This window comes from Aeromonas sp. Prich7-2, assembly GCF_017939255.1.
GTDB classification, from domain to species: Bacteria; Pseudomonadota; Gammaproteobacteria; order Enterobacterales; family Aeromonadaceae; genus Aeromonas; species Aeromonas caviae.
Genome location: NZ_JAGKRI010000094.1, coordinates 1 through 16,265 on the forward strand (window position 1 = coordinate 1; position 16,265 = coordinate 16,265).

At 59.2% G+C, this 16,265-nt stretch carries 7 protein-coding genes and 2 pseudogenes; 6 read left to right on the forward strand and 3 right to left on the reverse strand.

The features are described from left to right. The 3 genes and pseudogenes from J9892_RS15025 to gltB all read right to left on the reverse strand — a co-directional run. Positions 1 to 242, reverse strand: a pseudogene (locus tag J9892_RS15025) (transposase family protein); the annotation flags it as partial. A 185-nt stretch (positions 243 to 427) separates the two neighbouring features. Beyond that, complete coding sequence (locus tag J9892_RS15030) at positions 428 to 1,843, reverse strand: FAD-dependent oxidoreductase (protein WP_039040371.1); 1,416 nt, start codon at positions 1,841 to 1,843, stop codon at positions 428 to 430. A 12-nt stretch (positions 1,844 to 1,855) separates the two neighbouring features. Then, a complete protein-coding gene (gene gltB, locus J9892_RS15035; RefSeq protein ID WP_103858276.1) occupies positions 1,856 to 6,313 on the reverse strand; it encodes a glutamate synthase large subunit in 4,458 nt (1,485 codons plus the stop codon). A 613-nt stretch (positions 6,314 to 6,926) separates the two neighbouring features. Here gltB and J9892_RS15040 point away from each other — a divergent pair. The 6 genes and pseudogenes from J9892_RS15040 to J9892_RS15065 all read left to right on the forward strand — a co-directional run bounded on the left by J9892_RS15040 (position 6,927) and on the right by J9892_RS15065 (position 15,941). After that, positions 6,927 to 7,871, forward strand: coding sequence for a TIGR01212 family radical SAM protein (locus tag J9892_RS15040; RefSeq protein ID WP_103858277.1), 945 nt, complete (start codon positions 6,927 to 6,929; stop codon positions 7,869 to 7,871). 369 nt (positions 7,872 to 8,240) lie between these two features. Beyond that, the gene (locus tag J9892_RS15045) at positions 8,241 to 10,385 is read left to right on the forward strand and encodes a type I secretion system permease/ATPase (RefSeq protein WP_043155791.1); all 2,145 of its coding nucleotides are present in this window, start codon (positions 8,241 to 8,243) and stop codon (positions 10,383 to 10,385) included. Further along, on the forward strand, positions 10,378 to 11,793 hold the full coding sequence (locus tag J9892_RS15050; protein WP_010675165.1) for an HlyD family type I secretion periplasmic adaptor subunit: 1,416 nt from the start codon (positions 10,378 to 10,380) through the stop codon (positions 11,791 to 11,793). Before J9892_RS15045 ends, J9892_RS15050 begins: the two co-directional genes overlap by 8 nt. 35 nt (positions 11,794 to 11,828) lie before the next feature. Next, positions 11,829 to 13,154, forward strand: a pseudogene (locus J9892_RS15055) (TolC family outer membrane protein). 99 nt (positions 13,155 to 13,253) lie between these two features. Further along, positions 13,254 to 14,012 (forward strand): transglutaminase-like cysteine peptidase, encoded by a 759-nt coding sequence (locus tag J9892_RS15060; RefSeq protein ID WP_227262859.1) that lies wholly within the window; start codon positions 13,254 to 13,256, stop codon positions 14,010 to 14,012. Positions 14,013 to 14,015: 3 nt separating this feature from the next. Beyond that, on the forward strand, positions 14,016 to 15,941 hold the full coding sequence (locus tag J9892_RS15065; protein ID WP_042864042.1) for a LapD/MoxY N-terminal periplasmic domain-containing protein: 1,926 nt from the start codon (positions 14,016 to 14,018) through the stop codon (positions 15,939 to 15,941). Positions 15,942 to 16,265 lie beyond the last annotated feature (324 nt).

Sequence of the window (16,265 nt, forward strand, 5' to 3'; positions counted from 1 at the left end):
CGCAGACAGTCGACGCGGCGAACAGGCAGTTGTAACCAGACTTGTCGGTCAAATAGGTCTCGCTCACGCACCCGGCGGATACGTTGGTCGTGGATCAATGGCGTGGGTTGCAGGCATCGGCGACAACGGGGCAAGAAGTCGGCGCGGGGCTCAAGGGTAAACAGGGTGTGATGGTTGGCAGAAAGCGCTTGGGCGATGACGGTATAACCTGGCCAGAAGGAGGCAATATCAATATGATGCACGGCGACAGCAGGGTGATGGTGGTGGTGTGTTTGGCGACAACCAGTTTACCAGCACCCTGTCTGTCAACTTCCACTTTGCCGGAGAGCTGGAGCATCTAGCCGGTTCTGGCGGATTGAGAGCGAGATAAAAAAACAGCCCCGCACGAGCGGGGCTGTTTGCATGGCTGCTTGGTTATGGCGGCAGATCACACGGCCAGGTAGTCCATGATCCCTTCGGCCGCCTTGCGACCCTCATAGATGGCGGTCACCACCAGATCCGAGCCGCGCACCGCGTCACCACCGGCGAACACCTTGGGGTTGCTGGTCTGGAAGGCGTACTCGGCCTTCTCGGGCGCCTTGATGCGATCCCGGCCGTCGAGCTCGACGCCGTGCTCTGCCATCCAGGGTTGGGGGTTGGGCTGGAAGCCGAACGCCATCACCACCGCATCGGCGGGCAGCACCTGCTCGGAGCCTTCAATGACTACCGGATTGCGGCGGCCATTGGCATCGGGGGCGCCGAGCTCTGTGCTCACCACCTTGATGCCGCAGGTGCGGCCGTGAGCGTCCAGTTCGACCCCGACAGGTTGCAGGTTGAACATGAATTCCACCCCTTCCTCCTGGGCGTTTTTCACCTCCCGCTTGGAGCCCGGCATGTTCTCGGCATCCCGGCGGTAGGCGCAGATCACCCGATCGGCCCCCTGGCGGATGGCGGTGCGCACGCAGTCCATGGCGGTGTCGCCGCCCCCCAGCACCACTACCTGCTTGCCGGCGAAGTCGATGTAATCGGCTTGCGCCTTCTCAAAGCCCAGCAAGCGATTGGCGTTGGAGATGAGGTAGGGCAGGGCGTCATAGACCCCCGGCGCCTCTTCGTTGGCAAAGCCGCCCTTCATGTACTTGTAGGTGCCGACCCCGAGGAAGACCGCATCGAACTCGCCGAGCAGGTCGGCGAAGGTGACGTCACGGCCCACTTCGGTCTCGAGGCGAAACTCCACCCCCATCCCCTCGAAGATCTCGCGGCGGCGCTGCATCACCTCTTTCTCCAGCTTGAAGGAGGGGATACCGAAGGTGAGCAGGCCGCCGATCTCCGGGTACTTGTCGAACACCACAGGGGTGACGCCATTGCGTGCCAGCACGTCGGCACAGGCAAGGCCAGCTGGGCCCGCGCCAATGACGGCGACCCGCTTGCCTGTCTTGACCACCTTGGAGAGATCCGGGCGCCAGCCCATCTCGAACGCCTTGTCGGTGATGTATTTTTCGATGTTGCCGATGGTCACGGCGCCGAATCTGTCGTTGAGGGTGCAGGCACCCTCACACAGTCTGTCTTGCGGGCAAACGCGGCCACATACCTCCGGCAGGCTGTTGGTCTGGTGGGAGAGCTCCACCGCCTCCAGAATGCGTCCCTCGTTGGCCAGCTTCAGCCAGTTGGGGATGTAGTTGTGTACCGGGCACTTCCACTCGCAATAGGGGTTGCCGCAGTCGAGGCAGCGATCTGCCTGCATGCCGACCTGGGCCTGGTTGAAGGGCTCGTAGATCTCCACGAACTGGATCTTGCGGATCTTGAGCGGCTTCTTGGGCGGGTCGACCCGCTGGACATCGATAAACTGGAATACGTTCTGGCTCATAGGGTTCCCTCCTTATTGCGCCTGGATTCTGAGTTCTGCACTGGAACGGCTGGTGTGGCCAAGCAGCGATTTGACGTCGCTGGACTTGGGTTTGATCAGCCTGAACTTGGGCACATAGGAGTCGAAGTTGGCCAGGATCTCCTCGGCACGCGAGCTGCCTGTCTCGTTGAGGTGCGCCGTGATGATACCGCGCAGGTGCTCCTGGTGGATGGCCAGATCCGCCACCTCCAGCAGTTCGACCAGCTCGGGGTTGGTGCGCTTGGCAAAGTTGCCGCACTCGTCGAGCACGTAGGCAAAACCGCCTGTCATGCCCGCCGCGAAGTTGACACCGGTCTTGCCGAGCACGGTGACGATGCCGCCTGTCATGTATTCACAGCCGTTGTCGCCAATCCCCTCGACCACCGCCAAGGCCCCTGAGTTGCGCACCGCGAACCGCTCGCCTGCGGTCCCTGCGGCATAGAGCTTGCCGCCGGTGGCGCCATAGAGGCAGGTGTTGCCGATGATGGCCGCCTCGTGGGATTTGAACGCCACGCCGACGTGGGGTTTGATCACCAGCTTGCCGCCGGTCATCCCCTTGCCCACGTAGTCGTTGGCATCCCCGGTGAGGATCATCTCAAGGCCACCGGCGTTCCAGACGCCGAAGCTCTGGCCGGCGGTGCCGTTGAAGTGCACCTTGACCGGATCGGCCGCCATGCCCTGGTTGCCGTGGCGCTTGACGATTTCGCCGGACAGACGCGCACCCACGGAGCGGTCGGTGTTGCGGATGTCGTAGCGGAACTCGCCGCCACTCATGTTTTCCACCGCATCCAGCAGGTCTTCCACCATCTTGAGGTTCAAGGGCCCCTTGTCGAAGGTGGGGTTGTGCTGCTGGCTGAACAGACTGGAGCCTGCCGGTGCAACCGGGGCCGCCAGGATGCCGGACAAGTCCAGCTTGGCCTGACGGGCGGTGAGGCCGGGCAGGGCTTCCAGCAGGTCGGTACGACCGATGAGGTCGGTGAGCTGGGTGACGCCAAGCTCGGCCATCAGCTCGCGCGTCTCCTCGGCGATGAACTTGAAGTAGTTCATCACCATCTCCGGCAGGCCGGTGAAGTGTTCGCGGCGCAGCTTCTCATCCTGGGTGGCGACGCCGGTGGCGCAGTTGTTCAGGTGGCAGATACGCAGGTATTTGCAACCGAGCGCCACCATGGGGCCGGTACCGAAGCCAAAGCTCTCGGCGCCGAGGATGGCCGCCTTGATGATGTCCAGACCCGTCTTGAGGCCGCCATCCACCTGCAGACGCACCTTGTGGCGCAGGCCGTTGGCCACCAGGGCTTGCTGGGTTTCGGCCAGGCCCAGCTCCCAGGGGGAGCCGGCGTATTTGACCGAGGTGAGCGGGCTGGCGCCAGTGCCGCCGTCGTAGCCGGAGACGGTAATGAAGTCAGCATAGGCCTTGGCCACGCCACAGGCGATGGTGCCGACGCCAGGTTCGGACACCAGTTTCACCGACACCAGGCAGTTCGGGTTGATCTGCTTGATGTCGAAGATGAGCTGGGCCAGATCCTCGATGGAGTAGATGTCGTGGTGGGGCGGCGGGGAGATCAGGGTCACGCCGGGCACGGAGTAGCGCAGCTGGGCGATTTGCGCGGTGACCTTATCACCGGGCAGCTGGCCCCCTTCACCGGGCTTGGCACCCTGGGCGACCTTGATCTGCACCACGTCCGCGTTCATCAGGTAGTGAGGGGTGACGCCAAAGCGACCGGAAGCCACCTGCTTGATGCGAGAGTTCTTCTCGGTACCAAAACGCTTGGGATCTTCACCGCCTTCGCCGGAGTTGCTCTGACCGCCGAGGCGGTTCATGGCGATGGCCAGGGCCTCGTGGGCTTCAGGGCCGAGGGCGCCGATGGACATGGCCGCGGAGTCGAAGCGGGGGAACAGCCTGGCGGCTGGCTCCACCTGATCCAGCGCAACCGGGGTGGTGCCCTGTTTGAGCGACAGCAGATCCCGCAAGGTGGCGACCGGCCGCTCGTTCACCAGACGGGCATACTCCTTGTAATCGGCGTAGTTGCCGGAGCGCACCGCCACTTGCAGGGTCTGCACCACGTCCGGGTTGTAGGTGTGGTACTCGCCACCGTGGACGAATTTCAAGAGGCCGCCCTGGGTCAGCGGCTTGCGGCCGAGCCAGGCCAGACGGGACAGATTGATCTGATCCTGCTGGATGTCGGCAAAGTCGGCACCCTGGATGCGGCTCGATACGCCGCGGAAGCAGAGTTCGACAACAGCCTTGGAGAGGCCCACCGCCTCAAACAGCTGGGAGCAGCGGTAGCTTGCCACCGTGCTGATGCCCATCTTGGACATCACCTTGTAGAGGCCCTTGTTGATGCCGTTGCGGTAGTTGAGCATGGCCTGGCGCAGGCTCATCTTGAGCACGCCTTCTTCTACCTGCTTGGCGAGGGTCTCGTAGGCGAGATAGGGGTAGATGGCGGTGGCGCCAAAGCCCAGCAGCACGGCGAAGTGGTGCGGGTCGCGCACGCTCGCGGTCTCCACCAGGATATTGGCGTCGCAGCGCAGGTTGTTGTCCACCAGGGTACGCTGCACCGCCCCCACCGCCATGGCGGCCGGGATGGGCAGGGTGTCCGGGCTGATGTCCCGGTCTGACAATACCAGCAGCACCGCGCCGCTGCGGGCCGCTTCAGCTGCCTCGTGGCAGAGGCGCTCGAGGGCGGCTTGCAGCCCCTCTTCGGGCAGGTAGTTGAGGCTCAGCACCGCATGGCGGTAGTGTTCCCCCTCCAGGGCCAGCAACTGATGGAAGTCGGAGTAGAGCAGGATCGGCGACTGGAACAGCACCCGGTGGGCGTGGCCGAAGGTCTCGTTGAACACGTTCTGTTCGCGGCCGATACAGGTGGCCAGGGACATGACGTGATTTTCCCGCAGGGGATCGATGGGCGGGTTGGTCACCTGGGCGAACATCTGGCGGAAGTAGTCGTACAGGGTTCGCTGGCTGGAGGAGAGCACCGCCATCGGGGTGTCATCCCCCATGGAGCCCACCGCCTCCTGGCCGTTCTCGCCGAGCACGCGGATCACCTGATCCAGCTCTTCAAAGGAGTAGCCGAACAGCTTCTGGTAAGTCTTGAGCCGGTCATCCGGGAATTCCCGCGATCCCGTGCTGGCATCGTCCATCTGCTCGAAGGGCACCAGGCGCTTGCAGTGCTTGTCCATCCACTGCTTGTAGGTGTGACGGCTCTTGAGATCGTCGTCAATTTCGAAGCTGGTCCAGATCTTGCCGTTGCTGGTATCGACCACGAACAGCTCCCCCGGGCCGACACGGCCCTTCTCCAGCACTTCGTCCGGGGTGTAGTCCCAGGTGCCCACTTCGGAGGCCAGCGTGATGAACTTGTCCTTGGTGATGACGTAACGTGCCGGACGCAGACCGTTTCTGTCGAGTGCGCAGGTGGCGTAGCGACCGTCGGTCATGACGATGCCGGCCGGGCCGTCCCAGGGCTCCATGTGCATGGAGTTGAAGTCGTAGAAGGCGCGCAGGTCGTCATCCATGTTCGGGTGCTTCTGCCACGCAGGCGGGATCAGCAGGCGCATGGCACGGAACAGGTCCATGCCGCCGGCCAGGAAGAGATCCAGCATGTTGTCGAGGCTGGAGGAGTCCGACCCCGTGGTGTTGACGAAGGGGGCGGCCTCTTGCAGATCCGGGATCAGCGGGGTGGCGAACTTGTAGCTGCGCGCCTTGGCCCACTGGCGGTTGCCGGCAATGGTGTTGATCTCGCCGTTGTGGGCGAGGTAGCGGAACGGCTGCGCTAGCGGCCAGCGCGGGCTGGTGTTGGTGGAGAAACGCTGGTGGAACACGCAAATGGCGGCCTGCATGCGGATGTCGGCCAGATCCAGATAGAAGCGCGGCAAATCCACCGGCATGCACAGTCCCTTGTAGACGGTGACCAGGTTGGAAAGGCTGACCACATAGAAGTAGTCGTCGCTGATGCGTTTCTCGATGCGGCGGCGCACGATATAGAGGCGGCGCTCGAGATCCTTGTCGACCCAGCCCGGGGGCGCGTTGACAAAGACCTGTTCAATACTGGGCAGGGACGCCTTGGCGATGGAACCGAGTACATTGGTATCGATGGGCACCTTGCGCCAGCCGACCAGACTCAGGGTCTCTCTTTCCAGCTCCTCGTCGATGATGTCGCGAGTTGCCTGGGCCAATACGGGGTCCGGGTTGAGAAACAGCATACCGACCGCGTAGTTGCGGCCCAGGTGCCATCCCTTCTCTTCGGCGACCGCTCTAAAGAAGCTGTCGGGTTTTTGCAGCAACAGGCCGCAGCCGTCGCCGGTCTTACCATCAGCGGAGATACCGCCGCGGTGCTGCATGCGAGCCAAGGCTGACATCGCGAGACGGACAAGCTTGTGGCTGGCTTCCCCTTCCATGTGGGCCAACAGGCCGAAGCCACAGTTATCCCTCTCCAGCTTTGGATCATATAGTGACATTGCATTTCTCCCTTGCTCGGCCTTCCATCGCACTGTCATCAACAGACTGCATAAATTGCGATTGGCTCTTGTGGTTCCGTCCGCCTGAGGTGGCGAATCTCCAAACTAATGGGATTTTCGGGCAAGGTCAATTGGACATCCCGCTTGTTTGCAATGTTACATCACCATAACAAAATGTGGGTTTTTGAGACTCAATCAGCATTTTTGTGTATTTATGACTGACTTTTATTTATTTGTTGGATTTATATTCTGTTTATGGACGATTTAGTGGTTGACTGCATGGTGGCGGGAAACTGTAGTAATTTTACAAAGTCATCTCTGGTGTGCTTGGCGGGGATCACATTTCAGGATCCTGCGTCTTGCATTTGTCCATAAGCAGACTAAACAGGATTTTTTCAGTAGTTACAGCCGGTTATGGGCGAGAGGTTATGACACTTTTCTCCAGGTGGCAGGAGTGACAGGTTGTCAAAAGTGACCGTGAATGCTGACTGTTGGGTATTTATCGCATCTAACGTGAATATTTATATGATTTTTGGGTAGAGAGCGGGATTGATCCAGCGCAGCCTGCCCGCCGGGCTGCGTCGCTAGAATGACACCTCATTTCGGAGGTGTCATGCAGTTACACGAACTCATCAATACATTTGGCCAGGATCTCAAGCTGCGCCACGGCCAGAAGATCCACAAGCTCTCCATCCATGGGGCCTTTACCTGCCCCAACCGGGACGGCACCCTGGGCCGGGGTGGCTGCACTTTCTGCAATGTCTCCTCCTTTGCCGACGAGTCGGCCCAGCAACTCTCCGTGGTGCAGCAACTGCTGGCACGCCGGGACGAGGTGACCCGGGCCAGGCGCTATCTGGCCTACTTTCAGGCCTATACCAGCACCTATGCCGAAGTGGAGTACCTTCAGCGCATGTATGAAGAAGCCTTGTCGGTGAGCGACATGGTGGGGCTCTGCGTCGGAACTCGCCCTGATTGTGTACCCGATGCGGTGCTGGATCTGCTGGCAGGTTATCAGGCCCGCGGCTACGAGGTGTGGCTGGAGCTCGGGCTGCAGAGCGCCAACGACAAGACGTTGCAACGCATCAATCGGGGCCACGGCTATGCCGCCTATGTTGACGCTGTAACCAGAGCCCATCTGCGGGGCATCAAGGTGTGTGCACACCTCATCGTCGGCCTGCCCGGCGAGGCGCCGATGGACAGCCTGGAAACCCTGCACCGTGTCGTGGAGACCGGCGTCGAGGGGATCAAGCTTCACCCACTGCATGTGGTGGAGGGGAGCACCCTTGGCAAGGCGTGGCAGGCGGGACGGCTGGATGTGTTGACGATGGAGCAGTATGTGGCGGCGGCGGTCGCCATGATCCAGTACACGCCTCCCGAGGTGGTCTATCACAGGGTCTCGGCGTCGGCGCGCCGCCCGACCCTGCTGGCCCCCGCCTGGTGCGAGAATCGCTGGAGCGCCATGACCGCCATTGCCGCGGCGCTGGCACGCTCAGGCCCTCAGGGGCACTGCCTGGGACGCCCTTTTTCTCTCCCTTCCACGGGCGAGTGCCAACTCTAATTTCGTCAAAAAACAGTGGGTTATTAGATGAAATTCAGTCTTTGGAGTATAGTTTCGTTCAAGTCACCTTGATAAGATGGTCGGCTTGAAAAAAGATATAGTTATCAATAACTCTTTGCAGTTTGTATACCGGGCGGTGTCTCTTCGAACCGGGTGGCATATTTCTTGGCAACACCAGGTGCCTGGTATGTCCCCTCCGTTTCCGGCATGAAAATCTGTGAGGGAGGCGAGACATGCAGTGTCCCGGCTCTGTGCGCTAATCGGGTTGTGGGTCTGGGTGGCGAGGTCTGTTCTGTTTTTCCGGATCGCCGCCGGGCTTTGGATATTCGGCCCCGAGACAACCTTCTGAATCATGTTTGATGGGATGCTATGCAAGCAGAAACCAGCCATATAGATGAACTGTTGGAGTGCCTGGTCTTTTTGACCCGCTTTTACGGGGTGCCCAACAGTCAGGATGCTCTCACCACCGGCTTGCCACTGGTCTCCGGGCGTCTCAGCACGGCGCTCTTCAGTCGTGCCGCCGAGCGGGGTGGTCTCTCTGCCCGCGAAGTGATCCAGCCCCTTGAACAGATCTCCTCCCTGCTGCTGCCCTGCGTCTTGCAGACGCGTAATGGCGGCGCCTGCATCTTGCTTGAATGGAATGAAGAACGGACCCAGGCGAGGGTCATCTTTCCCCAGGCCGGAGACGCGGCTCAATGGGTCAGTCTTGCCCAGCTGGGTGACGAGTACAATGGTCGTCTGTTCTACGTCAAGCGGCAGTTCAAATTTGATGAGCGCTCGCCCAAAGTGCTGGAGACCCGTGATGGTCACTGGTTCTGGAGCACCTTGTTCGAGTCCCGCGGTATCTATCGGGATGTGCTGGTGGCCTCGATCCTCATCAACCTGTTTGCCATCGCCAGCCCCCTGTTCACCATGAACGTCTATGACAAGATTGTGCCCAACCTGGCATTCGACTCCCTCTGGGTGCTGGCGGTTGGAGCCATGGTGGTGTTCACCTTCGACTTCGTGATGCGCCAGCTGCGCAGCTACTTCATCGATATTGCAGGCAAGAAATCCGACGTGCTGTTGTCGGCCAAAATCTTTGCCAAGGTGATGGGCATGAAGATGGAGTCCAGGCCTGCGTCGACCGGTGCCTTTGCCAAGCACTTGCAGGAGTTTGAATCGGTGCGCGAGTTTTTCACGTCGGCCACCGTCTCCACCCTGATCGATCTGCCGTTTGCCATCTTCTTCCTCTTCATCATCTGGATTTTCGCCGGTGTGATGGTGGTGGTGCCCATCATCGCCATCCTGATCCTGGTGGCCTACAGCTTCTACATTCAGGCACCGCTGAAGCAATCCATCGAGGAGGGCTCCCGGCTCGCCTCCCAGAAGAACGCCAATCTGATCGAAAGCATCTCGGGCCTTGAGACAGTGAAGATTTTCGGGGCCGAGAGCATGTTCCAGCACCGCTGGGAGCAGGCGGTGTCCCACATCTCGACCTGGGGCGTGCAAACCCGGCGCATCACCAACTCCATGTCTTCTCTGGCGAGCTACATCCAGCAGGTGGTGACAGTGGGACTGGTGATCGTCGGTGTCTACCAGATCTCGGAAGGGTTGGTGACCATGGGGGGCATGATAGCGGCCGTGATGCTGTCGAGCCGGGCTATCGCCCCCATGGTGCAGCTCTCGGTACTCTCCACCCGCTACAACCAGGCCAAGTCGGCGCTCGAGATCCTGGAGAAGATCATGATGACGCCGGGTGAGCAGGAGGAGGGCAGGCAGTACATCCACCATCCGCTCATCCAGGGGCGCATCGAGTTTGAAAATGTCTCCTTCAAGTATCCGGGCATGGAGAGCAGCACCCTGCACAACATCAACCTGCGCATCGAGCCGGGTGAGAAGGTGGCCATCATCGGGCGGATCGGTGCAGGTAAAACCACGCTGGAGAAATTGCTGATGGGTCTCTATCGCCCGACTGACGGCCTGGTGCGTCTGGATGGCTTTGAGCTGGACCAACTGCCGCCGACCATCATTCGCCGCAACATCGGCTGTGTGCCGCAAGATGTGACCCTCTTCTTTGGTTCCGTGCGGGACAACATCATGCTGGGTAATCCCCTGGTGGACGATGCCCGTGTCTTGCGCGCCGCCAAGCGGGCCGGGGTCACCAACTTTACCAACCGGGATCCCAACGGTCTCGACAGACAGATTGGCGAAGGGGGACGTCAGCTCTCCGGTGGCCAGCGTCAGTCCATCCTGCTGGCTCGCGCCCTGCTCAACGATCCCCCCATTCTGGTGATGGACGAGCCGACCTCCAACATGGACAACCAGTCAGAGATGCACGTGAAGCAGGAGCTGGCGCGGCTCGGCCCCGAAACCACCCTTATCCTCATCACCCACAAGACCTCCATGCTGGATGTCGCTTCCCGGGTCATCGTCGTGGAGCAGGGGAAGATAGTGGCGGACGGTCCCAAAGAGGTGGTGTTGCAGCAATTGAAGGAAGGCAAAGTGCGGGTGCAGGAGACGGCGAATGGCTAACCACTGGTTCAAGAAAACGCCCTCAGATACGGTCTTGCCTGCACCCGAGCATCTCGAGTACGTGGATGACGGTGCCGCCGCCGTGCTGCTGACGACACCCACCCGTGCCAGAGTCCTGCTCTGGGCCTGCTTCCTGTTTTTTGTCAGCGCCATCGTCTGGGCCGCCTGGGCAGAGCTGGATGAAGTGACAGTCGGCCAGGGCAAGGTGATACCGTCGCGCCAGTTGCAGGTGATCCAGAACCTGGAAGGGGGGATCGTCAAGGAGATCTTCGTCAAGGAGGGGGACATCGTCGAGAAGGGACAGCCACTGCTGCGCATCGACGATACTCGCTTCAAGTCGGATTTTCGCGAACGGGAGCAGGAGCTGGTCACCCTCAAGGGGGATATTGCCCGCCTGCGCGCCGAAATTCGCAGCGTAGTGGTCAAGAACGAGCCCAATCTGGGCTGGCGTGAACAGGTAGCCATCGACAAACAGGCCATCGAGTTCCCCGAAGGGTACGAGAATGTATTTGCCGAATATGCCGCCCGTGAAAGATCGGTGCAGGAGGCGCGGTTAAACAACCTCAAGAACCAGCTTTACATCCTGGGACAGCAGATCGAGCAGAAAGAGCAGGAGACCATAGAGCTCAATGCCAAGATCCGGACCGTGGGCCGCAGCGTTGATCTGGCTCGTCAGGAGCTGAACATCAGCCGTCCTCTCGCAAAAGAGGGTATAGTTCCTCAAGTGGAGCTAATTAAACTGGAGCGGCAGGTCAACGAAATGCAAGGGGAGCTGGAGGCGAACCGCCTGCTGGTGCCCAAGCTCAACTCGGTACTGCGGGAGACCATCTCGAAGCGAAATGATATCGCCCTGAAATTCCGGGCGGACTCCCAGACCGAGCTGAACGAACGTCAAGGCAAGTTGAGCCAGTTGTCAGAGGGCCAGGTCGGTCTGCGGGACAGGGTCGATCGTACCAGTGTGATCGCGCCTCTCAAGGGGACCATCAAGAAGCTCAAGATTAATACGCTGGGTGGGGTCGTTCAGCCGGGCATGGACCTGATGGAGATAGTGCCGCTGGAAGACACCCTGCTGGTTGAAGCCAAGGTGTCGCCCAAGGACATCGCGTTCCTCAGACCCGGACTGGAGGCCGTGGTCAAGATAACTGCCTATGATTTCACTATTTATGGAGGTTTACATGGCAAGGTTGAACAGATAAGTGCCGACTCAATCCAGGATGAGGAGGGCAATTCCTTCTATCTGGTGCGAGTACGAACCGAGAAGAGTTATCTGGGCGATGAGCTTAACGCACTTCCCATCATCCCCGGTATGTTAGCCAGTGCAGATATTATTACTGGTAAAAAAAGTGTCCTAGACTACTTGCTGAAACCCATCTTGAGGGCTAAGCAGTCGGCACTGAGAGAACGATAAGCCAACAATCTAAAAACAACATGACTGGAGATACCATGAAGAAGACGATTGTTGCCATGCTGGTTAGTGGCACCATACTGTTCCCGGGCCTGAGCCAGGCACAGACGCTGGAACAGTCAGTGGCGCAGTCACTGGCTACCCATCCGAAAATCAAGGAAGCTTTTGATCTCTATCAGGCACGACTGTATCAGCATGATGGAGCCAAGGGCGGCTATTACCCCACCATTGATCTGCGTGGTGGCGTCGGTTACGAGAAGACTGACAGTCCCTCGACCAGTGGTCCCAATTCACAGACGATCGATGACTCCATGACGCGCAAGGAGGCCGGGATCAGCCTTCGCCAGATGCTGTTTGACGGCTTTGATGTCAGCAGCAACGTGGCACGGACCGATGCCGCCGCCCAGGCCCAGCGCCTGGCGATGATCTCCGAGGCGGAGAACACGGCCCTGCGCGTGGCCGAGGTCTATCTCAACATGCTGCGTCAGCAGGAGATCCTGGAGCTGTCCAAGCAGAACCTTGAAACCCACGAACAGATCCGCAGTGACATCCAGAAACGGACCGACTCCGGTCTGGGGTCGACCGCTGACCAGACCCAGATCGACGGTCGTGTGGCTCGGGCTTACTCCAATCAGGCGGCGGCGGAGAACAACTATCGGGATGCCGAGAGTGAGTTCATCCGTGTCGTCAATGAAGTGCCCAAGGATCTCGTTCAGCCCGTACCGAACACCCAACTCCTGCCCGCAACGCTGGAAGATGCGCTGAAGACGGCAACAGAGGTTCACCCGACCCTGCTGTAATCCCTGCAGGACATCGAAGAGGCGAAGTACCAGCATGAAGGCTCCAAGTCCGGGTTCTACCCGAACGTAGCCTTTGAAGTGGATCAGAACTGGAACGAGGACATCGATGCGGTCAAAGGCCGTAACGACGATCTCACCGCCATGGTCCGGATGCGTTACAACCTGTTCCGCGGTGGGTCCGATCTGGCAGAAAGCAAGGCAACCTCAGCGCTCTATTCCCAGGCCAAAGACATTCACATGAATGCCTTCCGTCAGGTGGAAGAGGGGACCCGCCTCGCCTGGAACGCCAAAGAGTCGCTGGCCAAGCAAAAAGTCTTCCTCAAAGAGCACGTGGACGCCAGCTATGACACCGTACAGGCCTACAAGAAGCAATTCGGCCTGGGCCAACGGACCTTGCTGGACGTGCTGAACACGGAGAACGAACTGTTCGAGGCTCGCCGCAGTTACATTACGGCCGAGTACGACTCCCTGTTGGCGGAATATCGTATCCTCAATGCCACCGGTGGTCTGCTCAATGCCCTGAATGTGCAGCAACCGGCTGAATGGCAGGCCAACAACAACTGATGGCCCTGCCACTGATGTCATATCAGGCAAGGGGAATGGCTGCAGCGTGCTGCAGTCATTCTTTTATGCGTCCGGCGGTCAGGGGATGATGGCGGCGTCATGACACAGAAAGAGGTGGCATCGACAGGCTGGAGCCGACGTGATGGGGATCGAGCCCTCGCAGGTGCACGTGCGCCCTTGCGGGTTCGCCTGCTGTGGCTGGTCCTGCTGGCGATCCCCCTGCTGCTCAGCGCCAGCCAGCCTCTCTCACCGGAGGATATGAAACTGGTCAAGCGCGCTGAGGAGACCTATGGCCCCAGGGCCGGCAAACGGGTCACCAGCTGGCGCACTTTGGCAATGCAGAACAAGGCGGCGGGGCTGACGGATCGGCAGAAGCTGGAGAAGGTGAACCAGTTCTTCAACCAGATGCGTTTCATCGATGACATCAAGTTGTGGCACAAGAAGGATTATTGGGCGACACCGCTGGAATTTCTGGGCGCAGCGGGGGGAGATTGTGAAGACTTCAGCATTTCCAAGTATTTTACCTTGCTGGAACTTGGCATCCCTGATGAAAAAATGCGAATGGTATATGTCAAGGCATTGGATTATAACCAGTTTCATATGGTCGTTGCCTACTATGAGACGCCTGCGGCAGTACCCCTGATTCTGGACAATCTTGTCGGATCAATTCGCCCGGCGACCCAACGGGCGGATTTGTTGCCAATTTACAGTTTTAACGGTAGTCACTTGTGGCTGATGAAGGCGCGTGGTCAAGGGGAACTGGCCGGGCAATCATCCCGCTTGGGATTATGGACAGACTTACGCAATCGCATGACATCGGGGCGATTGGCTCGGCCTGCGGTCAATTTGGATGATTAACCTATGACGCTCTACAGACAACTATTGGCAACCATGCTGCTGCTGTTCGGATTGCTGTTTGCCGCCACCTATTGGGTGCAATTCAATTCGACCCGCAACTACCTGGCGCAGCAGCAGGAGACCACCGTCATCAATACGTCCACCGCACTGGGTCTGGCGCTGACCCCCTATCTGGAGAACGGCGACAAGGTCAGTGCCGAATCCGTGATCAAGGCGGTGTTCGACGGGGGTTACTACAAGCTGGTTCGTCTCGATCTGCTGGCCTCCAAGGATGTCATCGAGCTGGAGAACAGCAGCCATATCGAAGGGGTCCCACAGTGGTTCATTGGGCTGGATCTGTTCCCTGAAGTGGCCAATGAATCGATTTTGACGTCGGGTTGGCTGCAACTGGGCAAGCTGAAGGTCGTCGGCCACCCTGGACAAGCCTACTACGAGCTTTGGAAAGGAATGAGCGAACTGGCCACCTGGTTCCTGGTCGGTTTTCTCGTCACCACTCTCTTGCTGATGCGGGCGCTCAATTATCTGCTCAAACCGCTCAAGCTGATTTGCGATCAGGCGGTTGAAATCGAGCTGCACCATTTCGGCCACGCCATTCCCGAGCCCAAGACCCGCGAGCTGCGGCAAGTGGTACAGGCCATCAATACCCTTTCCAGCAAGCTTGCCGTGCAGTTCAAAGAGCAGGCCGACGAGGCCGAGAATCTGCGAGCCCGCGTCTATGTGGATGCCGTCTCCGGGCTTGGCAACCGCTCTTACTTCGTCGGGCAGGTCAATGCCTGGATTGCGGAGGCCGGGCAGGGCGGGGTCATGCTGGTGGCCGTCGACATGCTGGACGATCTCTATCGGGAAGAGGGCTTTGCTGCAAGGGACAACATGGTCAAATCCATTGCACAGGTGCTCAGGGAACTGCTGGATGGCTGGGATGGCGCGGCGCTGGCCCGGATCTCGGCGACGGAGTATGCCTTGCTCTGCCCCACCGATGATCTGTCTCAGCTCAAGGAGCTGGCGGAGCTCATCAACAGCCGTATCGCCGATCTGGTTGTCAATCCCATGGGAGAAAGCGGAGCGCTGTCCGTCGTCGGCATCGCTGGCCGTGATGGCAATGACGATCTCTCGGCGCTGCTGACGAAGGCGGATAACGCCCTTGGCAAAGCGCGCAATGAGCGGCGCGGTGCCGTCGTGATGGAAGGCGGCAATGAGCAGGGACTGATGGGACGCCTTGCCTGGCGAGACCTGGTGCAGGATGCCATTGCCAGACATCTCTGGCGCTTCAAGGCACAGCCTGCGTGCCGCTTCGATGATGGTACCCGCCTGCATGCCGAGTTGTTCGCGGCCATCTCGCGAGATGGAACGGATTACTTCGCAGGGCAGTTCTTGCCTGCGATCGAGCAGTTCAAGATGGGGGCCGAGTTTGACAAGGCGGTGCTAGAAGCCTGCGTCCCCTTGTTCAAGCAGCAACCGGAATTGGTGTTGGCAGTCAATATCACGGCGGGTTCTCTCTGTTCGGATGAGTTCCTGACATGGCTCAGAGGCTATTTGTCGCTGAACGTGGAGCTGAAGGAGCGACTGCTGTTCGAGATCCCGGAAGCGGCCATCATGAAACACAAAGAGTATGTGACTCATCTGGTTGAGCTGTTGCGAGAGCACGGCTTCTTGTGGGGGGTCGATCACTATGGCCGGCACTTCCAGTCCCTCGGCTATCTGGAAGAGCTGACCCCCGCTTATGTCAAGGTGGACCACGGGTATACCAGCCAGGTCATGGAACCAGGCGCCGATACCTCCTTCCTGGCGGCTGTCTGTCGGGCTGCCCACAACGCGGGTGTCACGACCATCGCCACCCGGGTGGAAGATAAACGGCAGGTTGAATTGTTGTCCAGTTTGCATATCGATGGTTATCAGGGGTTCGTTCACCCTGCATTTCCACTGGCATAAGCGGTACAACTCGATAGAAAGGGGCCCATTAAGGGCCCTTTTTTATATCTGTTTAGAATATGTACATCATTTTTACGCGACAAACAGGTAATATCACTAAAACTCATGCTGTTACTTAATTGATTTTTATATGTAAAAAATATTCGTTCGATTCGCTGCATCGGATGAAGTCAAAGAGATGCGTATTCCGGCGAAGTTGAACAGCCATTCCGGCCAACGTGAACACCCTGATCCTTAACGCGCTCACGTCACCCCGTTTCTAACTCGAGTGTTCAGATTGGGTCAACTCACTTCTCCTCTTTCTCATCGATTCTCCCTTCAGTG